Annotated in this window: 25 protein-coding genes; 21 read left to right on the forward strand and 4 right to left on the reverse strand. The window is 39.9% G+C overall.

From position 1 onward, the window contains the following. From R6U02_RS08920 to R6U02_RS08940, 5 genes are all read left to right on the forward strand, one after another. A partial coding sequence (locus tag R6U02_RS08920) for a RibD family protein (RefSeq protein WP_410263265.1) occupies positions 1 to 630 on the forward strand: 630 nt, incomplete at its 5' end. Beyond that, positions 631 to 1284: a riboflavin synthase gene (locus R6U02_RS08925; protein ID WP_410263266.1), complete on the forward strand. Its 654-nt coding sequence runs from the start codon at positions 631 to 633 to the stop codon at positions 1282 to 1284. Positions 1285 to 1302: 18 nt separating this feature from the next. Continuing rightward, positions 1303 to 2496 (forward strand): bifunctional 3,4-dihydroxy-2-butanone-4-phosphate synthase/GTP cyclohydrolase II, encoded by a 1194-nt coding sequence (locus tag R6U02_RS08930; RefSeq protein ID WP_410263267.1) that lies wholly within the window; start codon positions 1303 to 1305, stop codon positions 2494 to 2496. A 64-nt stretch (positions 2497 to 2560) separates the two neighbouring features. Next, complete coding sequence (ribE, locus tag R6U02_RS08935) at positions 2561 to 3025, forward strand: 6,7-dimethyl-8-ribityllumazine synthase (RefSeq protein ID WP_410263268.1); 465 nt, start codon at positions 2561 to 2563, stop codon at positions 3023 to 3025. Next, positions 3025 to 3684: an HAD family hydrolase gene (locus R6U02_RS08940; RefSeq protein WP_410263269.1), complete on the forward strand. Its 660-nt coding sequence runs from the start codon at positions 3025 to 3027 to the stop codon at positions 3682 to 3684. Before ribE ends, R6U02_RS08940 begins: the two co-directional genes overlap by 1 nt. Positions 3685 to 3725: 41 nt before the next feature. Here R6U02_RS08940 and R6U02_RS08945 read toward each other — a convergent pair whose 3' ends face one another. Next, entirely contained in the window at positions 3726 to 4388 is a 663-nt protein-coding gene (locus tag R6U02_RS08945; RefSeq protein ID WP_410263270.1) for a hypothetical protein, read from the reverse strand. Between the two features lie 4 nt (positions 4389 to 4392). Here R6U02_RS08945 and R6U02_RS08950 point away from each other — a divergent pair, with 4 nt between their 5' ends. From R6U02_RS08950 to R6U02_RS08975, 6 genes are all read left to right on the forward strand, one after another. Continuing rightward, positions 4393 to 4632, forward strand: a complete 240-nt coding sequence (locus R6U02_RS08950; RefSeq protein ID WP_410263271.1) for a hypothetical protein — start codon at positions 4393 to 4395, stop codon at positions 4630 to 4632. A gap of 70 nt (positions 4633 to 4702) precedes the next feature. Continuing rightward, positions 4703 to 5608 (forward strand): CorA family divalent cation transporter, encoded by a 906-nt coding sequence (locus R6U02_RS08955; RefSeq protein ID WP_410263272.1) that lies wholly within the window; start codon positions 4703 to 4705, stop codon positions 5606 to 5608. A 72-nt stretch (positions 5609 to 5680) separates the two neighbouring features. Then, positions 5681 to 5854 (forward strand): PspC domain-containing protein, encoded by a 174-nt coding sequence (locus R6U02_RS08960; RefSeq protein ID WP_410263273.1) that lies wholly within the window; start codon positions 5681 to 5683, stop codon positions 5852 to 5854. Positions 5855 to 6140: 286 nt separating this feature from the next. Next, complete coding sequence (locus R6U02_RS08965) at positions 6141 to 8003, forward strand: P-loop NTPase fold protein (RefSeq protein WP_410263274.1); 1863 nt, start codon at positions 6141 to 6143, stop codon at positions 8001 to 8003. Between the two features lie 247 nt (positions 8004 to 8250). Continuing rightward, complete coding sequence (locus R6U02_RS08970) at positions 8251 to 8508, forward strand: CorA family divalent cation transporter (RefSeq protein WP_410263275.1); 258 nt, start codon at positions 8251 to 8253, stop codon at positions 8506 to 8508. A 72-nt stretch (positions 8509 to 8580) separates the two neighbouring features. Next, on the forward strand, positions 8581 to 8754 hold the full coding sequence (locus R6U02_RS08975) for a PspC domain-containing protein (RefSeq protein ID WP_410263276.1): 174 nt from the start codon (positions 8581 to 8583) through the stop codon (positions 8752 to 8754). A gap of 232 nt (positions 8755 to 8986) precedes the next feature. Here the strand turns inward: R6U02_RS08975 and R6U02_RS08980 are convergent, their stop codons facing one another. Beyond that, complete coding sequence (locus tag R6U02_RS08980) at positions 8987 to 9874, reverse strand: LysR family transcriptional regulator (RefSeq protein WP_410263277.1); 888 nt, start codon at positions 9872 to 9874, stop codon at positions 8987 to 8989. Between the two features lie 353 nt (positions 9875 to 10227). Here R6U02_RS08980 and R6U02_RS08985 point away from each other — a divergent pair, with 353 nt between their 5' ends. The 5 genes from R6U02_RS08985 to R6U02_RS09005 all read left to right on the forward strand — a co-directional run bounded on the left by R6U02_RS08985 (position 10228) and on the right by R6U02_RS09005 (position 16039). Continuing rightward, positions 10228 to 11538, forward strand: a complete 1311-nt coding sequence (locus tag R6U02_RS08985; RefSeq protein WP_410263278.1) for a YeeE/YedE family protein — start codon at positions 10228 to 10230, stop codon at positions 11536 to 11538. A gap of 72 nt (positions 11539 to 11610) precedes the next feature. Then, a complete protein-coding gene (locus R6U02_RS08990; RefSeq protein ID WP_410263279.1) occupies positions 11611 to 13308 on the forward strand; it encodes an FAD-dependent oxidoreductase in 1698 nt (565 codons plus the stop codon). A gap of 114 nt (positions 13309 to 13422) precedes the next feature. Further along, entirely contained in the window at positions 13423 to 14208 is a 786-nt protein-coding gene (locus R6U02_RS08995) for an ABC transporter permease (protein WP_410263280.1), read from the forward strand. 1 nt (position 14209) lies between these two features. After that, entirely contained in the window at positions 14210 to 15250 is a 1041-nt protein-coding gene (locus R6U02_RS09000; RefSeq protein WP_410263281.1) for an ABC transporter substrate-binding protein, read from the forward strand. A gap of 9 nt (positions 15251 to 15259) precedes the next feature. Then, complete coding sequence (locus R6U02_RS09005; protein WP_410263282.1) at positions 15260 to 16039, forward strand: ABC transporter ATP-binding protein; 780 nt, start codon at positions 15260 to 15262, stop codon at positions 16037 to 16039. 129 nt (positions 16040 to 16168) lie between these two features. On the opposite strand, the gene R6U02_RS09010 is transcribed toward R6U02_RS09005, so the two are convergent. Together R6U02_RS09010 and R6U02_RS09015 are read right to left on the reverse strand one after the other, a co-directional pair. Continuing rightward, positions 16169 to 16987, reverse strand: a complete 819-nt coding sequence (locus R6U02_RS09010; protein WP_410263283.1) for an aldo/keto reductase — start codon at positions 16985 to 16987, stop codon at positions 16169 to 16171. Between the two features lie 80 nt (positions 16988 to 17067). Continuing rightward, the gene (locus R6U02_RS09015) at positions 17068 to 17979 is read right to left on the reverse strand and encodes an AEC family transporter (protein WP_410263284.1); all 912 of its coding nucleotides are present in this window, start codon (positions 17977 to 17979) and stop codon (positions 17068 to 17070) included. Between the two features lie 196 nt (positions 17980 to 18175). Here R6U02_RS09015 and R6U02_RS09020 point away from each other — a divergent pair, with 196 nt between their 5' ends. The 5 genes from R6U02_RS09020 to R6U02_RS09040 all read left to right on the forward strand — a co-directional run bounded on the left by R6U02_RS09020 (position 18176) and on the right by R6U02_RS09040 (position 22939). Next, entirely contained in the window at positions 18176 to 19360 is a 1185-nt protein-coding gene (locus tag R6U02_RS09020) for an OFA family MFS transporter (protein ID WP_410263285.1), read from the forward strand. A gap of 172 nt (positions 19361 to 19532) precedes the next feature. Further along, complete coding sequence (locus R6U02_RS09025) at positions 19533 to 19757, forward strand: hypothetical protein (protein WP_410263286.1); 225 nt, start codon at positions 19533 to 19535, stop codon at positions 19755 to 19757. A gap of 476 nt (positions 19758 to 20233) precedes the next feature. Beyond that, positions 20234 to 21127: a VOC family protein gene (locus tag R6U02_RS09030; protein WP_410263287.1), complete on the forward strand. Its 894-nt coding sequence runs from the start codon at positions 20234 to 20236 to the stop codon at positions 21125 to 21127. Between the two features lie 316 nt (positions 21128 to 21443). After that, positions 21444 to 22004 (forward strand): polymer-forming cytoskeletal protein, encoded by a 561-nt coding sequence (locus tag R6U02_RS09035; protein ID WP_410263288.1) that lies wholly within the window; start codon positions 21444 to 21446, stop codon positions 22002 to 22004. Between the two features lie 383 nt (positions 22005 to 22387). Further along, positions 22388 to 22939, forward strand: coding sequence for a polymer-forming cytoskeletal protein (locus tag R6U02_RS09040; RefSeq protein WP_410263289.1), 552 nt, complete (start codon positions 22388 to 22390; stop codon positions 22937 to 22939). Positions 22940 to 23134 lie beyond the last annotated feature (195 nt).

Below are 23134 nucleotides of genomic sequence, written 5' to 3' on the forward strand. Positions count from 1 at the left end.
TTAGATGGCAAGATCGCGACAGGGACAGGGGATTCTAAATGGATCTCATCCGAGCAGTCGAGAGAACATGCGCATCATTTAAGAGGGTATCTTTCGGGCATCATGGTGGGGATAGGAACCGTATTGAAAGACGATCCCCTCCTGACCTGCCGTGTACCTGGTTACACTGATCCAACGCGGATCGTACTGGACAGCCAGCTGCGTATCCCGCTTGAATCCAAGATTTTAATGGATCAGGACGAGGCGGCAACGCTGATCATCACGACAAAAAAAGCACCAATAAGTAAAAGAAAACAACTGAAAGAGTTAGGTGTCGAGATCATGATCGTTCCTGAGCGTAATGGAAAAGTAGACCTGAAAAAAGCCCTGGTCTTACTTGGGGAAAAAGGGATAGACAGTATCCTGCTTGAAGGTGGCGGCACACTGAATGCGGCTGCTTTAGAAGCCGGCATTGTAAACAAAGTGAACATTTATATCGCACCAAAAATCATCGGGGGCGCAAACGCCATCTCTCCAATCATGGGTCGGGGCGTGGAAACAATGAAAGACGCGTTCGCTATTACATCGATGCAGATCACACAACTTAATGAAGATTTATTTATAGAAGGTTATATTCAGGAGGGAAGCTAAATGTTTACAGGTATTGTAGAAGAAATCGGCGAACTAAAGAACATAAAAAAAGGTGCTAAATCAAGCGAGATAACGATCAAAGCCAATAAGGTCATGGAAGACACAAAAATCGGAGACAGCATCATGACCAACGGTATCTGTCTGACCGTCACGAGCATGACGGATCACTCATTCACCGTCGACGTGATGTCGGAAACACTGAACCGGACGTCTTTAGGTGATATGTCCAGCGGAAGTAAAATCAATCTTGAACGGGCACTGAATTTACAAACCCGTTTGGGCGGACATATGGTGAGTGGCCACATCGATGGAACAGGCGTCATCTCCGAGTATAGAAAAGATGATAATGCGGTCTGGGTGACGATTCAGGCGAGTCCGGATGTGCTGCGCTATGTTATCGAAAAAGGCTCGATCGCCATCGACGGCATCAGTTTGACGGTAGCGGCAGTATCCGATACGGACTTCAAAGTTTCGATCATCCCGCATACCGCTGAAGAAACGACACTCCTCAAGCATAGGACCGGCGACAAGGTGAATTTAGAGGTCGATTTAATAGGGAAATATGTCGAAAAATTATTAGGTTTATCTCCGGAAAAAGACGTCAAAAAAAATCCATTAACAGAAGCACTTTTAAAGAATAACGGCTTTTCATAAAAAGATAGGAGTGAATAGATGTTTGATAAAATCGAAGACCTATTAGAAGATTTAAAACAAGGGAAAAACGTGATCATCGTCGATAATGAGGACAGAGAAAATGAAGGAGACATCGTTTGTGCCGCTGAATTTGCAACACCTGAAAATGTCAACTTCATGACTAAATATGCACGCGGCTTGATCTGTATGCCCATGACGAAAGATTACACAAAAAAACTGGGTCTCTCTCAAATGAGCTTATACAATACCGATGATCATACGACCGCTTTCACCGTTTCTATCGATTATAAAGATACCCTGACAGGGATATCCGCGATGGAACGATCAATGACAGCCGTCAAAGCAGTCAAAGAGAACAGTCGACCTGAGGACTTCAAAAGACCGGGACATATGTTTCCGCTGGAAGCGGTCGACGGAGGGGTATTGGCAAGAACCGGTCATACCGAAGCAACGGTCGACTTGATGCGTTTGGCAGGACTTAAACCTGCAGGCCTATGCTGCGAAATCATGAATGACGATGGTTCGATGGCCAGAAGAGATGACCTGATCGAACTTGCCAAAGAACACCAGTTGAAAATCGGAACGATCACCGACTTGGTCGAGTACAGAAAAGCAAATGAACAGCTCATCTTCAGAGAATCAAAAGCTAAACTGCCCACTAAATACGGCGATTTTGATATTTATGCTTACCAGCATAAATTCACCGGTGAACATCATGTCGCTTTAGTCAAAGGAGATGTGTCCGACGGTGAACCGGTATTATGCCGTATTCATTCAGAATGTCTGACCGGCGACGTCTTCGGCTCAAAAAAATGTGACTGCGGGCAGCAGCTCGATACGGCCTTGACTAAAATATCGGAAGAAGGCCGGGGCGTCTTGATCTATATGCGTCAGGAAGGTCGAGGCATCGGGCTGGTCAATAAAATCAAAGCTTATGCATTGCAGGATCAGGGGCATGATACGATCGAAGCTAACCTGTTACTTGGGTTACCTGTTGATGCGAGAGAGTATTATGAATGCAAACAAATTTTTGACGACTTAGGTGTCAACCGTTTGAATCTGATGACAAATAATCCCCTGAAAATATCTACGCTTGATAGATATGGGTTGAAAATAGAAAATAGGATCCCCATTCAAAGTGAAATACATGACGAAGATAGATACTATCTCTCTACCAAAAAAGCAAAATTCGGTCATTATTTAGATCTTTAAGGTAGGAAGTAGACTAGTTTAAATACAAAAAACAAATACAAACTGGAAGGAATGGATGACAATAATGAATACAATCGAAGGACAGTTGATTGCAAAAGATTTGAAAATAGGGATCGTGGTAGCGAGGTTCAATGATTTTATCGGGTCGAGATTACTTGAAGGAGCAATCGGCACACTAAAAAGACATGGGGTAGAGGATTCAGATATCGACGTCGCCTGGGTCCCCGGCGCGTATGAGATTCCGCTGGTCGCTAAAAAAATGGCGGGCTCCAAGCGTTATGATGCCATCATTACTTTGGGCGCAGTGATAAGAGGCGCAACATCACATTACGACATCGTGTGTTCAGAAGTAGCTAAAGGCGTCTCTTCAGCAGCTGACAGTACGGGAGTACCCGTGATGTTTGGAGTGCTGACAACCGACACGATCGAACAGGCTATTGAACGCGCTGGAACAAAAGCCGGCAATAAAGGCTCTGATGTAGCTGTTGGCGCTATAGAAATGGCAAACTTGTTGAAGAAGCTTTCTTAATGGAACGCTTAAAAAATGTGAAGACCATCATCCTTGATTACGATGGAACCCTTCATGACAGCAGCAAAATCTATATTCCCGCCTTCATGAAAGCCTACGACTATCTAGTGGACCATGACAAAGCCCCTGAAAAGAAGTTTCAGGATAATGAAATTACACGCTTTCTAGGCTATAGTAAAAAAGAGATGTGGGAGTTGTTTATGCCCCATTTGGAAGAACCCTATAAAACTGAAGCGTCGGCAATCATCGGACAGACAATGGCGGATAAAATCAGCAAGCATGAAGCCTATTTATATCCGGGCGCACTGGATACACTGGCGTATTTGAGCGAAAAATACACGCTGATCTTTTTGAGTAACTGTTCCATTGATTACATGGAATCGCATGCCGAGATGTTTGATTTGAAAGAATATTTTACGGATATGTACTGCACGGAAATGTATGATTTTAAAAAGTCCAAGAAGGAAATAGTCGAAGGCCTGAAAGACAAGTATCCAGCCGATTATGTGGTTGTCGGAGATAGACAACAGGATCTAAAAGTGGCGGAGCTGGACTCGACCTATGCGATTGGCTGTTCCTACGGATTTGGCCAGGAAGAAGAACTCAAACAAGCAGATATCCTGATCGGGGATATAAGTGAACTGAAGAAGTATCTTTAATGGAAAAGGCATGATCAGAATTCTTATTCTGGTCATGCCTTTTATATCAGGGCAAATAGAAGACTTGCACTTACAACGCCAACTAAGAAACCTTCCAGATCACCTTCTCGTTCAGAAGGAAGTTCGTGTTTCACTACGTTTAACGTCATGGCTCCTGTCACAAAAGCTTCCACACTTCCGATGAAGTATTCTGGAAAATCGGTCCATTGACCGATGACAAATCCGATAAAAATGCTAAAAGACAGGAAATATCTGCCGTAATGGTCATAGGCCTCTTCATGGTGAAAGCGGAGACTCCAGTCATTGGTTATAAAATGAAGCGAGAAGGCAAGGAAAAAGATGAGAAGAGACGTATCCACATTCTCAGTGTACGTCAGCAAGTAACCCATCATCATATTATAGTTTGAGAAGAAACCGATATCTGCCCAAAAGAGAGCAGATTCAATGACGTTAGGTGCTTGAAGATCTTCGACTTCATACGCACGCGCAATGAGACGGTCAAATGTATAAATGAACACCAAACCACTAAGAGCAACTATATATATAGCATATTGCATGGCGTGTCCTTCTAACCAGTGAATTTCTTGCTCGGCGATTTCTTGAGTTTGCGCGACTTGAGGCCATAAATTCACGAAGACGTAGGCAATCTCGACACCAGCGGCAAAAGAGATGAAACGGCGCAAGCCAATTCTTTTAAATTTCAAATGAATGGAGAAAAAATGGATCATGACAAAAGCTAACATAAGTGAGCCAGATAAAAGCATAAAGTCGCGTCAGACTATGCTGACACTTCCCACCTTTCGTCTAAATAATATGAAGTTACCTAGAGTTTACCTTATTTTCACTAAAAAAACGATTATAGTCCGTTGGGAAATTAGTACGTACAAAAAAGATGACGTTTTGCGTTTTGAAGAGTATGCTATAGCTAAAGATACTGCATGGAGATAGGATTATACATAATCAATGACACAAAAGAAATGCATAAATAGATCTCAGTTTAAGAAGGTGAGGACAACAGATGCTTACAAAAGGACAAAGAATGGAAGCGCAGGTCCAAAGCGACTGGATGGTGCTGAGCAACCCAACGTCTTCGGAACGTCAAAGGCTGATGAATGAATTAGGCTTGCCTTTACGCTTTTTTGAACTGAAAAATGAAAAAGAGATGGCCAGCTTTCACTCATATTACACGCACTTGAATGAAGAAGGATTTATCCTGCACATTCCTCTTTGGGAAGATTCAGATTTCTCCAGCTTGAATAAGGCGATTGATTCACTTACGAGTTATTTCACGCCGAGAGTGACCCTTGTTTGGACTGAAGAAAACCAGCACGAACAAGCCGTGGCAGCAATAGACAGAGCCGTATCACCCATAAGTTATATATACGATAAAATTATAGAAGAATACACGAAGCTGTCATTTGTGCTGGATAATCTCCAGGATCGGATTGTGGAGGTGGAGAATATAGCTAAAGTAAAAGCGGATCGGGAGGTGCTGCTGCAAATAACGACCTTGGAACAGGAAGTCGTTATCGTGTCAAGTCGACTGGATTCTTATGAAGAAAGCTTGAGTCGTTTCTTGAACCATCCCTTGGTAAAAATGAATTTGAGTGTAAATTACAGAGAAGATATCCGGTTAGCTATAAAGAAAGCTCATTTCCGCATTCACTTATATAAAGATCTCATTGAATCGACGAGTGGACTCCTTTCGGATAGTATCGATAACAAACTCAATACGATTATGGAATATTTACAGACATGGGCACTGGTCATTTCGATCCCAACCTTGATCTTTAGTTTGTTTGGCATAAACACTGGAGGCTTGATTGGGAGAGAGACACCCTATGAATCGTGGATAGTCATTTTAATTGCGATATTGTTAGGCATAGTGACTGCCTGGTGGCTCAGGAGAAAAGAATTCAAGTAAAGGGGTCGTGTTAGAATAATAGGCGAGCTTCGGTTAAACTATACTTAATAAATGAATAAAGGAGGCATATCAATGAACGGTAAAAAATTAAGGAAATCCTCGACAGATCGCATCATCTCAGGCGTATGTGGAGGTATTGCAGAATTCTTTGGCATTTCGTCACTAGCTGTAAGACTTTTATTTATAATAATCCCGTCTAATTTAATTCTCTATATTATTCTTGCGATTATTATGCCTGAAGAATAGTAATAGAACCAGAGTGGAAAACGAAGAGCCCTATAAGAGTATGGCGTAATAGCCTTCGTTAATAAACACCCGAGCTAAATTAAGTTTTTTATTTATTCGAAATTCTATAACACGTTTATCTAAATTTTTTTACTATTCCTTTAAAAATCCCGTAAAAGTTACATTCAAATTCTAAGTTCATAAAAGCAACCCGCTTTTAAGCACCTAGAAGGTTTATAGATAATTATAACCCTTCCTTGAAGATAAGTAATTAAATTTGAAATTTACATTATGGAGGTTGGTTTATTTGAAGTTTAAAAATTTAGGTGAAAAATCGGTGATAATTGAGGCAGGACAACCACTATCTTTTTCTCATGACACACAATTTGGACCTTGTTTTAAATGGAAGGATAAAGAAAGTGGCTCGTTCAAATTTAAAGACCGTGACGGTGCTGGAAATGTTTTGGACTACTCTATGGTGAGTTCTCTAGACAACGCAATTTTTGACCCTGAAACTAGAATATTCTTTTGGTCTCCGAAGGGTAAAAAAATCGGTAATACAGTAACTGTTGATTTCGATGTAACTGCAGGAAACCAAAATTACAGAACCCAAGTGATGATTACTATTAATAAAGGAACTTTTATCCCAACCCCATCTCGTCACCAACATGCTAAAGCTCTTACTAGAACCCTAATGGATAAAAGAATAAATTCCAACTTAACTATTGGCATTTATAACTCTTGGGGGGAAGGTAGATCTACCTTTTTAGATTTGATTGAAACCGAAATGCTAAAATACAATATAAAAAAAGATGATCTAGTTCAATCACAAATTAACCAAGTTCATGTTGTAAGGTTTAACGCTTCAGAATACAATGAGCAAGAAAAGATTTGGTTTTCATTGCTAAAACAACTTTTCAACAAATTTAAAGAAGAAAGAGGTTTTACAGCAAAAAAACAATATTGGAAACATATTATACTCAGGGAATTTAAAGAACAATGGTCTGTGCTTCTACTAGCTACTCTACTAGCCACTTTACTGACATTTTTTATTTATTTTATAATCTGGGTATTCAATATAAATATTGTTACCGATAGTGAATTTGTTGCCGCTTCTTTACTGGGTTTATCGTCAATTGCAACTTTCTTTATTTATAAAGTTGCAATTCCAATATTCAAAAAAACTAATACCTTATTCTCTAATTCAACATACGATGAGTTAAAAACAAAAGTAAAGTATCCCAATTATGAAAGCCGCCTAGGAACTAGAGAAGAAGTGAAAAATAGCTTAAATGACTTGATTAAAATATGGATAAAGGATTCTAACGATAGAATTGTTGTGATGGTCGACCATATAGATCGATGTTCAGAAGAAAGTATCGTTCAATTATTTGAGTCTTTAGATTTATTCAAGTCTAATCAAGAGTACGAATCAATAAACTTTATAATACCGCTTAACCTTGAATCTGTGTGCTTAGCTTTAGCTTCCAAGAATTTATATGCAATTGATGTAGAAAATCCGAATAGAACAGATAAAGTTACTTTTGGGGAAAGGATTTTAGAGTCTTATGTAACTTTTCCTTATACAATGCCACCAATCACTCACTATGAAGATATCATTAGAGGTTTACTAGCCTCAGGTGATGGTAGCTGGAGAGAGGAACATAAAGATGCTTTGGATGAAGATGCATTTTTGTATGATGATGAAGACATAGAAGTATTAGAAGATTTGATTCAAAAGATTAATATGGATTACCTTCCACTCAAACCTATGGAAGTAAAAAAAATTCTTAACCTGTTAATACTATCGAAAGAAGAATGGAAAATAAGAAAAGAATTAAAACGGGATCTCAAGTACGGTAAATATAAAAATTTCAGCTTACTTGATTTCCGTCGTGAATTTATTAGTTGGTTCTTTCTGGAATATTTTTTCCCTAGCGAAGCAGCACGGATAGTAAATTACTTGAGCTGCCATAAAGAAGAATTCCTTGATAAGAAATTTGTGGACTTAAAAACTGAATTATATCCGCGCCCTGGTAAGAAAAATTTTAGCGCATACAATTTATTTATTTTTTTAGATACAATTAAATTAGATGAAATTGGGCAAGAATATATTCAAGTGTCTCATGAAATTTTAAAAAGAATCATCCTGGCTACCAAAGAAAAATAATTGCTGAAAGAGCTGTTTCGGTTGGCGGAATCTGTCCCATGAAAAATGAGATTTCCAGCTCTATCCGCTTCTTAATGACACTCGGAACAAATATGTTGCGCCCAATACTACAGCAATGAGCGCATTAAACAATGATTGGCCGGCATGAGCCCGGTGCAATACCAGATTCATGCCGGCCAATTAGTTGCATAACTAAAACTCTAACTTTGAGGGGTCACTACCGGAGGTACAGCTTCAATTAACGATCTTGGAACAGGAGGTCGTTATCGTATCGAGTGGACTCCTTTCAGACAGCATCGACAACAAGCTCAATACGATCATGGAATATTTGCAGACTTGGGCACTGGTTATTTCGGTCCCGACATTAATTTTCAGTCTGTTTGGCATAAACACTGGAGGCTTGATTGGGAGAGAGACACCCTATGAATCGTGGATAGTCATTGTAATCGCCATACTGTTAGGCATAGTGACTGCCTGGGGGCTCAGGAGAAAAGAATTCAAGTAAAGGGGTCGTGTTAGATTAATAGGGAACTTTCCGTTAGACTATACTTAACAAATGATTAAAGGAGGCGTATCAATGGACGGTAAAAAATTAAGGAAATCCTCGACAGATCGCATCATCTCAGGCGTATGTGGAGGGATCGCCGAATTCTTTGGCATTTCGTCACTAGCTGTAAGGCTTTTATTTATAATAATCCCATCTAATATTCTTCTTTATATTATTCTTGCGATTATTATGCCTGAAGAATAGGAATAGAACCAGAGTGGAAAACGAAGAGCTCTATAAGAGTATGCGTTGAGTAACGTCAGAATAAAAAAATGCATTCACTGGCTGAATTATAAACGGCCAGTGAATGCATTTTTTGTTTTTCTCTTTTCATTCGTACGCTGCAGGTCATTTGAAACAGATCGATGAGTGCTTATCTATGTCGAATAGAGTAGAGAGCAAAGTTTAGAACCCATTAAACTTAATAGGGCTTCAATTAGATGGAAGGATTTAAATTTTTTGTGAATAAATGAATGATCTTTTCAACTTCATTTTTTTTGTAATTTTTTTTATCACACACTAAATAAAAATCTTGATAGAGGGAGGCGTCTTGGATCGTAATTGTTTCAAGTGTCTGATCATTAAGTTCTTCGAGAATAGAAATAGCGTAAAGAAAACCAATGCCTTTGTTTTCTGCAATGTAATTTTTTAATAGGGCGATATTACCGATACGCGTTTTCTGCTTGAACTGTTTACAGGACAGTCCTTGCTTTAGCATAAAATGTTCGACACTATCACACACACCAGAACCTTGTTCGCGTGATAATAAGTTCTCAGAAAATAAGTCGGCTAAGGCTACTGTTTTACCGGCTAATGGATGTTCAGGCGAACATGCGAGAACCACATTGTCGCGGTAAAAAGGGCGCGTATAATACTTATCTTTATCAATAGGTCCAGAAATGAAAGCATAATTTATTTTGTTTTCTTCGAGTAGATTTAATAGTTGGGTGGTATTGTCGACGACTAAATCGATTTTCAGATCAGGAATGTTCAGAAGTTCTGTATAGGAAGGAATATAGTACTCCCCGATCGTTCGGCTAGCTCCTAGTGTAAAGTGGGGCGCAGGCATTTTACCTGATAGGTGGAACTTGATATCATCAATTTCCGCTTCCAATTCTTCTATTTTCATTTTTAAGTATCTTCCATTAGCTGTCAAGGTTATCTGCCTATCTTGATAATTGACAAGTTTAATATTCAAATGGTTTTCAATATATTGAATGTGTTTTGTAACAGCCGGTTGACTAAGCGATAATTTTTTTGCTGCTTTAGTGTAATTGAGTTCTTTTGCAACCATTAAAAAAGTTTGATAACGGTAATCTAGCATCACGTGTTACTCCTACTTTCTCTCTTATAAATCTATTCTTTAGTAACTATACCATGACGGATATATAGGAACAACATGCCAACATTAATAATATATTCACAATCTTTTAATAATTAATTGTGAATACACCAACAAAGTAAGCGCTTTTATTGAATCGACTGACACAATACCATTCTTTACAGGTATGGAATCATTCTTAAATGCTATTTTACAGCGTTTACAATATCGAGTATTATTATAAACATAAAGAAAATAACGGACTCATTAGTGAAAACATTCACTTTATTGTAAAAGGTTATTGTTTACTTAATATCTTGTCTGCGATTTTCTAATTATTATTTGGAGGTATGGGTATGGCTCAATCAAGTGTGATAGTGAAAAGAAAGTCAGTTTCTTATGTTCAACCATTACTTGGCGTTGGATTAGTTATAACGATGGCGTTATTTAGCGGTTATCTAAATTCTTTATCGGCTAGTCTTCCTTTGTATTTATTTGCCGGACTTATTTTAGGATACACGTTGACCCGGGGAAGATTTGGTTTTGCCGGAGGGATAAAACGGATCTATATGAGAGGTGAAGGAAGTTTATCAAAGGCTGTGCTGCTCTTACTGTTTGTCACAGCATTAGTGACTATGGGTATACAATGGCAGGCCGCACAGAATGGGATATTGCCTGCGTATCTTGCAGCTGATGGCGCACCTTTCATACCAGGTACAACGAACGTTTATTTCACTAATATTGCAACCATTGTTGGTGGTTTTATCTTCGGTATGGGGATGATGTTAGCTGGGGGTTGTGGATCGGGTACGCTTGCTGACTTTGGAGAAGGTTCAGGAAGAGCGTTGATAGCCTTTATCTTTTTTGTCATAGGGACTTCGCCTGGACATTTCATGAGACAAGTCGTCGATGCTACGACTGTTGGTAAATTTGGTATTCAATTACATCTTCCGCAAGTGCTGGGGTATTTTGGCTCACTCTTATTGGTTGGAAGCTTATTGGGAGTATTGTATTGGATAATCGTCAAATATGAAAACAAACGCAAAGCTGAAGGAACGTACATGGATCCTAAAGGAGATTATGAGGAATTTGAAAAACCTCTAAATTCTGATGAGCAAGCGCCATTCTTTAGCTATCAAACATATCATAAGCTTTTCATACAAAGATGGAGTTTCACTTTGGGCGCTTTGATTTTGGCTTTTGGAGCTTTGTTCGTTTTAGTCACAACCAACAAAAACTGGGGCGTGTCTACTGCCTTATTAACATGGAATGTCGCTATATTTGAACAATTAGGTATTCATTTACCAGCCGAGTATTTTGGCTCGCATATTGATAAAGTTCAAGCAGGACTGCTCAATGATGGAGGAACCATTCGTAATATCGGGTTGTTTTTCGGATGTACGATTGCGTTCTTGTTAGCCAACCGATTTAAATTTGATTTTAATTTCAATAAGAAAGATGCCGGATATTTTGCACTTGGTGGATTAATGCTGGGATTTGGCTCACGATTTGGATTGGGATGTAATATTGGGGCGATGTATGCTTCGATTTCCAGTTTTTCGATCTCAGGCTGGTTCTTCTTAGCAGCTATGACATTAGGTGGTATCGTCGGAATGAAAGTATTTGCCGGAAAAGTTTGCATATTACCGCATCGCATGAGAAAATGAATTAAACAGGTAATAAATTAACCAGAGAACAAAGTAAACAGAGAACAAAGCAAACACAGGAGGAATTTAATAATGAGTAAAAAAGTATTAATTGTTGGTGGCGTTGCCGGAGGAGCATCCGTTGCTGCTCGCGTAAGAAGATTAGATGAACAGGCAGAAATCATTATGTTTGAAAAGGGACCTTATGTATCATTTTCAAACTGCAGTATTCCCTTCCATATAAGTGGTGACGTTAAAGAATCGCAAGATTTGGTCTTGATGTGCCCGGATGGATTTAAAACACAATACAATATCGATGCTCGTGTGCACAGTGAAGTAATGAGCATAAACCGCGAAGATAAAACAATTGAAGTGAAAAACCATGAAACAGGAGAATCTTACGTTGAGTCTTACGATGTACTATTCTTATCTCCCGGAGCCAAAGCGATCCTGCCACAAAGCATAAAAGGTATTAATGATGCACATGTCTTTGTGATGAAGACTGTTCCTGATGTAGAAGCTTTAACAAGTTACACAAAAGCAAATAATGTAAAAGATGTAGCAGTCGTTGGTGGAGGATACATCGGCTTGGAAGTAGCAGAAAACCTTAAAAAAGCTGGTTATGCAGTCACAATAATTGAGGCTCAAAATCAAGTAATGGCACCGATGGATTATGACATGGTCCAAATGATAAACAGAGAAATCATGAAAAATGGTGTAGATTTAATTTTAGAAGATGGCGTTACAGAGATAGCCTCTGACCGTGTCATCCTCCAATCAGGAAAAGAAGTCAAGGCTCAAGCAGTTGTGATGGCTATTGGTGTACGTCCTGAAACGACGTTAGCTGTCGATGCTGGTTTAGAACTGGGTAAGACGGGAGCCATAAAAGTCAACCATCATTATCAAACGACTGATCCGGCTATCTATGCTGTGGGTGACGCGATTGAAAGTACCTGTTTCTTTACACACAAAAAAACGGTATTGACATTGGCAGGTCCAGCTCAGCGACAAGCGCGTGCAGCAGCTGATCATGTATATGGTAGAACCTATTTAAATACAGGCGTGATAGGATCTTCAAGTTTGAAAATGTTTGATATAAATGCAGCTAACACAGGATTAAATGAAAAACAACTGAAAAATGCCGATATCGACTATGATTTTGCTTATATCATTCCAAAAGATAAAGTTGGCATTATGCCAGACGCAGAAAATTTATTCTTTAAACTGATTTTTGCCGTGCCATCTGGTCAGATTTTGGGCGCACAAGCAGTTGGAAAAGGTAATGTGGATAAACGGATCGATGTGATAGCAACAGCAATCATGTTAAATGCGAACCTGGAACAATTGAAAGAACTTGAACTCAGTTATTCCCCTCATTTCTCGACAGCAAAAGATGTTGTCAATCATGCAGTACTGGTAGGATTGAATATTCTCAATGGCGAATTCAAGAAAGTACCGGTAACAAAAGTAAGAGAATTGGTTGAAAATGAAGCAATGATCATCGATGCTCGTGAGGAAGATGAATACGCACTGAGTCATATTAAAGGTGCAGTCAATATTCCTTTAAGTCAGTTCCGTGATCGTTTGGATGAGATTCCTAAAGACCAGCCGGTTTATGTACACTGCCGCTCAGGTCAGCGCAGTTATAACATGGTTCGTGCCTTAGGGCAATTAGGTTTTCCAAAGGCATATAACATTGATGGTTCTTTCCTTGGAATAAGTGAGTACGAATACTTCAATGACGTCAAACAAAACAGAACACCGATCGTTACAAATCATAATTTTGCTTAAATAAAATGTCAAGTTGTAATTTTGCTTAAATAAATGTTGAGAAGAAAAATTCTGTACGAATTTTTCTTCTTTTTCGTTTTATGTATCAGTAAATTTTTTATTACGGAGGAAACAATGAATCGGCAAAAAATGCATACTCGTCTCGAACGTGCTTTAACAGTAGGAACATGGCTGATCATATTACTGGTTTGGGTAATAGCGACTCAAGCTGAAGGTCTATCGTCGCATATTTTACCTTCACCTCAAGAAGTGTGGAACGCATTTATTCAAATCCTGCAGGAGGGCTATAACCAAATCAGCTTATGGCAGCATTTAGGTGACAGTTTCAGAAGATTATTCGGGTCACTATTTTTAGCAGTGATAACAGCGATCCCCTTAGGGCTATTAAGTGGCTTTTTCCCTAAGTTCCGAGCAATCATCGATTCCATTGTTCAATTTTATCGTCCCATCCCACCATTGGCTTATTATGCCTTACTGATTTTATGGATGGGAATTGAAGACGGATCAAAAATCACGTTATTATTTTTAGCAGCATTTGCACCTATCTATATAGCCTGTGTAGCTGCTGTGAGCAGTATCAATCGCGACTATATTCTAAGTGCTAAATCGCTGGGTGCTTCACAGAAAGATGTTTTTCTTAAAATTATCCTACCAGCTGCCATGCCTGATATATTCACCGGGGTGCGGACCGCCAGCGGTTTTGCGTATACCACTTTAGTAGCGGCCGAAATGACTGCTGCTACATCCGGGATCGGTTGGATGGTTATCGATGCCTCAAGATACTTGAAATCAGATGTCATGTTTGTCGGCATAATTTTGATGGGGTTGACCGGTATTGCAATGGATGGAACGTTTATCTTATTAGAAAGAAAATTTATTTTTTGGAAAGGAAAAGAATAAAATGTTTAAAACAAGTATATTTAAAAAAAGTTTGTTTTTGATGACAAGCATGGCGGCTTTAACTTTAACGGGCTGTTCAAGCCAAGATGAAGCGGTAGCTAATCAACCGGAGGAAATCACTATAGGTTATTTACGGGTACCGAACGACGAGATGGTTGCTTTATCTTCAGGACTATATGAAGAGTATTTTGAAGACAAAGGAATTGAAACGAATTTTATCGTGTTTGACTCTGGTGTGGATGCAAACAAGGCATTAGCTTCCGGAAGTATTGATTTTGCTTCAATGGGAAATACGAACGGGGTGATCGCATTAGCCTCGGATATTGGGACTGAATTGATTTGGCTCCATGAAATTTTAGGAGAAATTGAAGGCTTGGCAGTGAGAGAAGATTCTGGGATCGAAGAGATTTCAGATCTCAAAGGCAAAAAAATCGGAACGACCTTTGCTTCGACATCACATTATAGTCTGCTTCAGGCTTTGAATGATGAAGGCATTGCCAATGACGTAGAATTGCTGGATATGCAGACGATGGATATTGTAGCGGCTTGGGAAAGAGGCGATATCGATGCGGCTTATACGTGGCAGCCGTCTCTGGGTAAATTACTGGAAGATGGAAAAGTGATTTTATCTTCCGCTGAAGTAGCAGAAATGGGACATAAAACGGCGAATGTTCTACTGACACGAAAAGAGTTTTCGGAACAACATCCGGAGGTAGTCGCTGATTTTATCGAAGCGACTATTGCTGGGGGAGAAGTTTATAGTCAAGACCCAGAAGCAGCAGCGGAAATTGTGTCAGAGGCACTAGAAATCGATACTGAAGATGCACTGACTCAGATGGAAGGATCACTTTGGCTTTCTCCCAGTGAACAGATAACCCAGGAATATTTAGGCACAAGCGATCAGCCCGGAGATTTTTCTGAAGTGATGAAAGAAACAGGAGACTTTTTACAAGAACAAGGTTCGATTACAACGTCTCCTGAGCAATCAGCATATGACGAATTTATAAATCCTCGATATATCGAAATGGTTTTGGAAAGGTAAAGAAGTGCTATGAGTGAAAACAAACAGCTTGTTAAGTTAGAAAATATTTATATGGTTTATGGCGAAGGCGCCCAGCAAACAACGGCCCTGGATAACATAAATCTGGAAGTGAACAAAGGCGAATTTATCTGTGTGCTTGGACCATCGGGATGTGGCAAGAGCACATTGCTAGAGATCATTGCCGGATATCAATTTCCAACAAAAGGAAAAGCTTTTTTTCAAGATAAGCTGATCAAAGGACCGGACTGGCATAAAGGCGTCGTTTTTCAATCGCCAACGCTTTATCCCTGGTTAACGGTCGAAGAAAATATAACCTTTGGACCGAGAGTAAGAGGACTGGACCGCGAGAAAATAAAAGAGAAAGCCGAGCATATATTGAAACAGATCGATTTATCTGCAGAAGCTGAGAAAAGTATTTTCGAACTATCCGGAGGGATGAAACAGAGAGTGGCTCTAGCTAGAGTCTTGGCAAATGAGCCGGAAATGATTTTGATGGACGAACCTTTAGGAGCCTTGGACGCTCTGACTCGGTTGAATATGCAGGGGTTCATCAGGAATTTATGGAAAGAAAATAACAATACCGTACTGATGATCACCCATGACGTTGATGAAGCCATGGCTTTAGGGACGCGAGTAGTCGTCATGTCCAAACAGCCAGGTAGGATCTTGAAGGAAATTGAAATGGACTACACGTTTTCTGCGTTTCGATCGGATACGCATCGAATAGAAATGGACGAGGACTATTTAAAAACGAAAGAAGAAATCCTTGATCTGATCAGCCAAGACTAATATTTAGAGAGAGTCCGACAAAGAGCGGTACACTTTCCAATAGTCTATTCTTGATTTAATGTATTGAAAAAATGCGTTCCACAGCTGTTTATCTTTCAGCTGTGGAACGCATTTTTTGATTTTTAAAGTTTAACCGTAAATATCGCCATCCGGTTTCGCCAAATGATCGATGCTGTACATTTCCTGCTCAGTCAATTCGAAATCGAAGAGCGTCAAATTATCCTTCTGGCGAACTGGCGAGCTGGAACGTGGAATCGGCATAAAGCCTGACTGTACTTGCCAGCGTAAAATGACTTGGCCAATCGATTTACCGTAGTTCTCACCGATAGCTTTTATGGTTTCATTTTCAAGCAAGTCATCCGCCATACGGTTGCCCAGGGGACTCCAGGACTGTGTCAAAATATCGTACTCGTTATTTCCTTCGATCAGTTTGTCCTGGATGAAATAAGGGTGCGTTTGTATCTGGTTGATACTTGGGATCACACCCGTTTCATCGTTCAAACGTTTCAAATGATCCGGGTGGAAGTTGGATACACCGATTGAGCGGATGAGTCCGAATTTCTGTGCGTCGATCAAGGCTTGCCAGGCTTCCACATATTTGTCCTGCGCCGGATCGGGCCAGTGGATGAGATATAGATCATAATAATCCAGCCCGGCACGGTACAGCGATTCCTGAATAGCCGGGATCGCCAAATCATACTGATGATAAGCTTCCGGTAATTTTGATGAGATCAAAACCTCAGAGCGGTTAAGTCCGCTTTCTCGCAATGCTTTGCCGACCGTAGCTTCATTTTCGTAGCGATAAGCGGTATCCAAAAAGCGGTAGCCATTATGTAGGGCTTGCTTGATGGTCAAGACACCTTTGGCTCCTTTTAACTTATCCGTTCCAAATCCAATAACGGGGACTTTCAAACCATCATTTAACGTATATGTTGGAATGGTATGCATCTTATTCTCCCTTCTTTCCTAATGGTAAGGCTAGTTTAACCTAAAATAAAAACGGAAACAAATATAAGGAGATAGTCAGGTTATAAGATGAAAACCAAAGCAAGGGTCATGAGTATGAGTGACACAATAATACTTATTGAAGCAAGAAAACTTGCCAGCGAGCGTTCGGTCCCATACCCGATAATATTGATCGTGGAAACCGTTCCGATCGGTGCCAGAGCGAGCAGAACAAGTGAGAGGCGGACGATATCTGGTAACGGCAGGAAAAAGTAAAACAGCGACGCCAGCACTACGCCTATAGTATAGCGCGTAAACAGTAAGGTCATCACTTTTTGCAGGGATTCTTTATCGATGGCTATATCTAAATATAAGCCGACCATAAACATAGCTAGAAAAGCATTGCCGCTGGAAAATAACCGGAACACGGATAGGATGTTTTCCGGCAACGCGATGCTGGCGAGTGCCAATATAAACATTATTATATAAGTAGTAAAAGAAGGTGAACGGAATAAACCTAACAATGTTCTGAATAGGTTTTTTTCTGATCGATCCTGATGTGTCATTTTATCCACAAGCACGGGCGTTCCACCGAATATCATCAATGCATTGCCCATGTCGAAACTGCCGATATAAGGAATTGCAGCTGGGAAAAAACCTTGCACAAACGGAATCGTGAAATTCCCGATATTGTATCCAGCTTGACTGAACATCATCAGTGACTGGTTGGGAGCATCTTTTTTCCGCCATAGGTAACCGCCAAACATGACGAGACCGAGATTGGAAAGCAAACCTAGAGAAATCATGATAAATAAAATAGGTTCAACAGTTACAGCGTTGAAACCAACGACGATTGTGGCAGGTAAAGTCAGGTTTAAAATAATCTTCTGTAAAACAATACCATCCGTCGATTTTAGGATTTCAGCTTTTTTAAATAGATACGCTACTAAAATAACGAGTAAAAACTGCAGCGATTGGAGCAATACTGCTAACACTTCATTCCCACCTTTCTGATCACTATTTAGTATAACATGTTTCAAAAGGAGCTGATTTTTTTGAGGAGAGAAGGATATGAGTTGTCTTAATGCTTATAATACGATAAACGAATAAATGAGAATCCAATTTGATTTACATTATTATCTTTATTTTTAGACGGGGCTTCTTTATACTTTTACAAAAGGGGAGATGGAGATGCAGGGGAAACATGATGAAGCAAAAAGATGGCAGGTGCTGCTTGGTGGCGTTTTAATGCAGCTCTGTATCGGAGGCATTTATACATGGAGTTTGTTCAATCAACCACTGATCGATGCATACGGCTGGGAACGAACGGAAGTGTATACAGCTTATTCTTTGATCGTCTTTATTTTTGCCTTAGTGACCATTTTTTCTGGTCGGCTGCAGGACAAGATCGGACCAAGAAAAGTCGCAACCATCGGGATACTCCTTTTTAGCGTGGGGCTAATTGTAGCTTCGACGGCACGCTCCTTGCCTATGCTTTATTTAGGATACAGTGTGTTAGGGGGGATAGGGGTAGGAATGGTTTATGTTTGCCCCCTGTCCACGTCGCTGAAATGGTACCCTAAAAAGAAAGGAATGGTCACGGGTATCATTGTCGGTGCCTTTGGGCTAGGCGGCTTTGTTTTTAATTTTATTTTAAGTTATTTGATTCAGAGAATCGGTGTGTCGCAAACCTTTCTGGTGCAGGGCTTAGTTTATGCCGTGGTGGGCCTGATTGGTGCGCAAATGTTGAGGGTCCCTGAAGAATCGGAGAACAGCAAACATATCCTGATAAACGAAAATGACTTTAAGCCTACATCCATGCTGAAGACCAAGGCCTTTTATCTTTTATGGGTCATCTATTTTATCGGTAGCTTAAGCGGGCTCGTTGTCATCGGGTTGGCCCAGGATATTGCGCGCGATGTGGTGGGGCTTGCTCCCCAAATTGCCGGTTATTCTATCGCCGTTGCCGCAGTCGCGAATGCACTGGGGCGGATTGGCTGGGGCGCTTTATCCGATGTCTTTGGCAGACTGAAAGTTTTCAGTTTATTGTTCCTGATTACAGCTTTGTCAATGCTGACGCTCGGTTTATGGACACATCAGGCTGTCGTCTACTTCATTGTGCTCGTTTTGATAGTCAGCAGTTTTGGTGGTTTCTTAGCAACCTTTCCAGCCATTACGAGTGATTACTTTGGTTCCTTTTATTTCGGATCAAATTACGGTTTGATTTATCAGGCTTATGGTGTGGCGTCATTAGCGGGGCCCGTTCTGCTCGGCTTAACGAGTCAAGATACTCAGGCATTTCTCATAGCCAGTATGCTTGCTGTTGCTGGTCTCGGTTTAACCCTAATAGTGAAACCACCTGTAGCCATAAAATAAATACGATATTCATTTAAAATCATGTATATAAACAAAAAAAGACTGATAATTCAGTCTTTTTTTGTTGTTTATTATACTCAATTATACAAAACAGTTATTATTGTTCAAGCGCTTTCACATATGCTATACTAAAAATGAAAAGAGGCAGGAACGAAGGAAAGGAGAATGCAGTATGTTATTCACAGAAGTATCTGATGAACATGCAAAAGACAAGCATCCGGCGGAAATTTTAGCAATTGTAACGGGTATTAATAAGAAAGTTATTTGGGAAGGTGTAAAGGAACACGGTTATCAAGCTATTTTAGATGATCCGTCTTTACTGGATATTTCAGAAGAAGATCAAAAACGTATTATTGAAGCACGCAAACTTGGTTATCTGGATGCGACACTTTTATAGAACTACATTTAAGAGCTACTCTTAAACATAGAGTAGCTCTTTGTATAACCTGAAAAATGACTGATCGAATGACAGAGGAGTTGAATTAGCAGGACTTGCTTAAGAGTGGGAAAAGGCTAGCTTAGATTGGTTAATAAAGATTCGGCATGCTCAGACGGGAAATCCGGCGAGTGGTGCTAAGAAGACTGAACTTCGGCATGCTCAGACGGGAAATCCGTCGAGTGGTGCTAAGAGGACTGAACTTCGGCATGCTCGATAAAAATATGCACGGAGTAGGCTCAAGTTAGTGCCGATTTTCAGTAATCAGCACTGCTTCACGTATAGTCACTAATAAACAAGATGAATTAGGTTGTGAAATAGAATAGCCTATGTAATATCAGCATTACAGGATAGAATCAGCCTTGTTCAAATCAATAAGATAAATAGAAGTATCACGAAGGTCACTGATGATTCTATTATCATCTGAAGGAATAAGAGTGAAAGTAGGAAAAGGAGACAAAGCTGTCATGGCATTTATACTAAACAAGAACTTGTCGGTTCATTCAGTTGATTTGAATGTAAAGAATTTAGAAGAGATGATGATTTATTACAGAGAAACGATTGGTCTATCTATCCTTGAAGAATCTGATAACTATGCCTCGTTCGGTGTGGAAGCTGATAATCAGATTCTGCTGAATTTAATAAAGACAGACGCATACGTGTCGCAAAGTAAAAAAGCCGGACTCTTTCATACGGCATTTTTAGTTCCTGAGCGTAAAGACCTGGGCAATATCTTATTTGCCTTACTGAAAAAAGAAGTGCCCATCGAGGGAGCCGCCGATCACGGCTATAGCGAAGCCGTCTATCTAACTGACCCTGAAGGTAACGGTATTGAAATTTACAGAGACAAACCCAAAGAAGATTGGGATATATTAGAAAATGGCATGATTAAAGGCATCACAGCAGAAATTGACATTGATGGGGTCCTAGCTAGTCGGGAGGATCAGCTGGTCGATATTTTGCCCGCAGGAACATGTATCGGTCACGTTCATTTATCCGTGACTGATTTAAATGATTCTCAACGTTTTTATATCGATATTCTAGGGATGCAACTGAAATATGAGTTTGGAAGCCAGGCCCGTTTTATCGCTTCTGGCGAATATCACCATCATGTTGGTTTGAATACCTGGTTAGGAACGGATATCGAAAAAAGAGATCCGTATGATTTAGGTTTGACTCGCTTCACCTTGGGCGTTAAGAGTCCAAAAGAGTTGTATGAATTAAAAGAGTATCTGAGCACCCGAAATGTAGACATTGATGACGAAGCGGAAACGTTTGTCACAATCACAGACCCGAGCGGAATACGAGTCACTGTCACCACGTCTGAATAATCGTTTTGCTCTGCTTTTGCACTCATGAAGCGGAGCTCTTTTACTCAATGCCTAGATTTTGAATTTGACGGCAACTTGGATACTGATAAACACTATCATTATCAGTTGATGCAAAGGTCTATCGCTAGTATGCTCTATTCCCAAGAATCTCGGGACTTTAGTCATGAGAGGTTCAATTTTAAATGCTATAATATCAATAGCTATAACTTTCTTGAAAAAATATCAATCTTATCATGCAAATGTTTTTGACGTGCAAAAGAAACATGGTATTATGAATGTGCAGTAAGTCACAATAAAAAAGTAGGAGGAATAAACGATGGTAAAATGGAATAAATTATTATTAATTACAGCAAGCATGGGGTTACTTGCAGCCTGTGGTGACGATACAGAGGATGAAGTAACAGATGACACAGAAGAAGTTGCTGAAGATACAGAAATGGAAGAAGAAACAGATGCAACAACAGGCGCGACTCAATCAGTTATTGGCAGTGCAGATGATTTAGAAGAAGCCATGTCAGCTAACGGTGGATGGATCGTTATCTTTGAAGGCGACGTCGAAACAGATCAAGAACTAGTCTTAGAAGAAGGTCCAACGAACGAAGGCGAAAGTGAACGTAAATTGGCATTGTACACTCAAGATGATGACCGTAATGTCTTGGAGCAATTTACTTTGACAGCACCAAGTTTAATCGTTCAAAGTGAAAATACACGTATCCAAAATGGAACATTTGCGGGTGACGTTTACGTTGAAGCGAACAACTTCCAATTACCAGGTGGGACGATCGATGGCGACTTGATTTTCGCAAGTGAAGAATATCAAGAATCAGCTCAATTAGAAGAAGGCGAAGTAACAGGAGAAATCCGCGTCGAAGAATAATTGATCTTAAATCCCATAAATAGGAAAGAGGCCGGGACTTTCGTCCTAGCCTCTTTCGCGCTTCCGCATGATTCTTCATGAACGTGCGTCAAAAAGCAGACTCACCCCTCCATTTTATCATAGCCGCAGCTGCTTCAGTAACTTACAGATAGGGTATGTGGTATTCACTACGAGTCTGAACAATTTTTGTCCCCCTCCTGTTTTCACTAGCGTAACCATAGAATAGACATAATGTAATTTTGTTGACGGTTTCAAAATTTTATTATATAGTGAAATCTAGAAATGAACAGATCAGAATGTCCGAGCATGTAAAATCTCTCCTTCTGTCTTGTTCATTTTTTAATACTTAATCAATCTTGCACTAGGAAAGGTAAGGGATAATTATGAGTTTATTGAGAAAGAAATTCGCAGCAGGTGCTGCATTTTTAGCATTAGGTGGTTTTTTAGCGGCATGTGATACTGATGACGACGCAGCGGATGACATGGAAATCGTTGAAGAAGGCGAAGATGTAGTAACAGCTGCCTCTATCACAGATGATGCAGACGAAGTAGTTGCATCATTAAGCACTGAAGGAAACTGGATCACAGCTATTATAGCTGATGTTACAGTTGACGAAGATATCACAGTGGCAGGAACTTTCTACGACGGCGGAGACGAAGCTGAAGCAGAATACCGTAAATTAGCATTATATGCTCAAGATGAAGACCGCAATGTAACGGATGAATATACTTTAACAGTACCAATGATGACTGTTGAATCGCCAAATTTCCGCATCCAAAACGGAACAGTTGACGGGGACGTTTACGTTGACGCTGAAGGTTTTGAATTGGAAGAAGCGACAATCACAGGTAATCTTACTTTTGCTTCAGAAGATATAGAATCATCAGCCACAATGAATGGTACGGTTGAAGGCGAAGTAAGCGTAGACGAGTAATCGTTACACTGTAAGCTGTAATCATAGTTAGTCCATTAATACTCTTAAATATTGACGTTTTACCTATTGGACATAGGAGAGAAGAATGACCATCAAGTGAAATCCATAAAATAGGACAGTTCTTCAGATTGATCTGAAGAACTGTCGTATTTTATGGATTTCACTTGATGGTCATTCTTCTCTCCTATGTCCAAT

Origin of the sequence: Alkalibacterium sp. (assembly GCF_046484155.1) — a bacterium.
Classification (GTDB): domain Bacteria; phylum Bacillota; class Bacilli; order Lactobacillales; family Carnobacteriaceae_A; genus Alkalibacterium.

Excerpts from the sequence above, each read along its gene's own strand:
- R6U02_RS08925 (WP_410263266.1), top strand. The coding sequence starts at position 631 with ATGTTTACAGGTATTGTAGAAGAAATCGGCGAACTAAAGAACATAAAA.
- R6U02_RS08930 (WP_410263267.1), top strand. The coding sequence starts at position 1,303 with ATGTTTGATAAAATCGAAGACCTATTAGAAGATTTAAAACAAGGGAAA.
- ribE (WP_410263268.1), top strand. The coding sequence starts at position 2,561 with ATGAATACAATCGAAGGACAGTTGATTGCAAAAGATTTGAAAATAGGG.
- R6U02_RS08940 (WP_410263269.1), top strand. The coding sequence starts at position 3,025 with ATGGAACGCTTAAAAAATGTGAAGACCATCATCCTTGATTACGATGGA.
- R6U02_RS08950 (WP_410263271.1), top strand. The coding sequence starts at position 4,393 with ATGGAGAAAAAATGGATCATGACAAAAGCTAACATAAGTGAGCCAGAT.
- R6U02_RS08955 (WP_410263272.1), top strand. The coding sequence starts at position 4,703 with ATGCTTACAAAAGGACAAAGAATGGAAGCGCAGGTCCAAAGCGACTGG.
- R6U02_RS08960 (WP_410263273.1), top strand. The coding sequence starts at position 5,681 with ATGAACGGTAAAAAATTAAGGAAATCCTCGACAGATCGCATCATCTCA.
- R6U02_RS08975 (WP_410263276.1), top strand. The coding sequence starts at position 8,581 with ATGGACGGTAAAAAATTAAGGAAATCCTCGACAGATCGCATCATCTCA.
- R6U02_RS08980 (WP_410263277.1), bottom strand. The coding sequence starts at position 9,874 with ATGCTAGATTACCGTTATCAAACTTTTTTAATGGTTGCAAAAGAACTC.
- R6U02_RS08985 (WP_410263278.1), top strand. The coding sequence starts at position 10,228 with ATGGCTCAATCAAGTGTGATAGTGAAAAGAAAGTCAGTTTCTTATGTT.
- R6U02_RS08990 (WP_410263279.1), top strand. The coding sequence starts at position 11,611 with ATGAGTAAAAAAGTATTAATTGTTGGTGGCGTTGCCGGAGGAGCATCC.
- R6U02_RS08995 (WP_410263280.1), top strand. The coding sequence starts at position 13,423 with ATGAATCGGCAAAAAATGCATACTCGTCTCGAACGTGCTTTAACAGTA.
- R6U02_RS09000 (WP_410263281.1), top strand. The coding sequence starts at position 14,210 with ATGTTTAAAACAAGTATATTTAAAAAAAGTTTGTTTTTGATGACAAGC.
- R6U02_RS09005 (WP_410263282.1), top strand. The coding sequence starts at position 15,260 with ATGAGTGAAAACAAACAGCTTGTTAAGTTAGAAAATATTTATATGGTT.
- R6U02_RS09010 (WP_410263283.1), bottom strand. The coding sequence starts at position 16,987 with ATGCATACCATTCCAACATATACGTTAAATGATGGTTTGAAAGTCCCC.
- R6U02_RS09020 (WP_410263285.1), top strand. The coding sequence starts at position 18,176 with ATGCAGGGGAAACATGATGAAGCAAAAAGATGGCAGGTGCTGCTTGGT.
- R6U02_RS09025 (WP_410263286.1), top strand. The coding sequence starts at position 19,533 with ATGTTATTCACAGAAGTATCTGATGAACATGCAAAAGACAAGCATCCG.
- R6U02_RS09035 (WP_410263288.1), top strand. The coding sequence starts at position 21,444 with ATGGTAAAATGGAATAAATTATTATTAATTACAGCAAGCATGGGGTTA.
- R6U02_RS09040 (WP_410263289.1), top strand. The coding sequence starts at position 22,388 with ATGAGTTTATTGAGAAAGAAATTCGCAGCAGGTGCTGCATTTTTAGCA.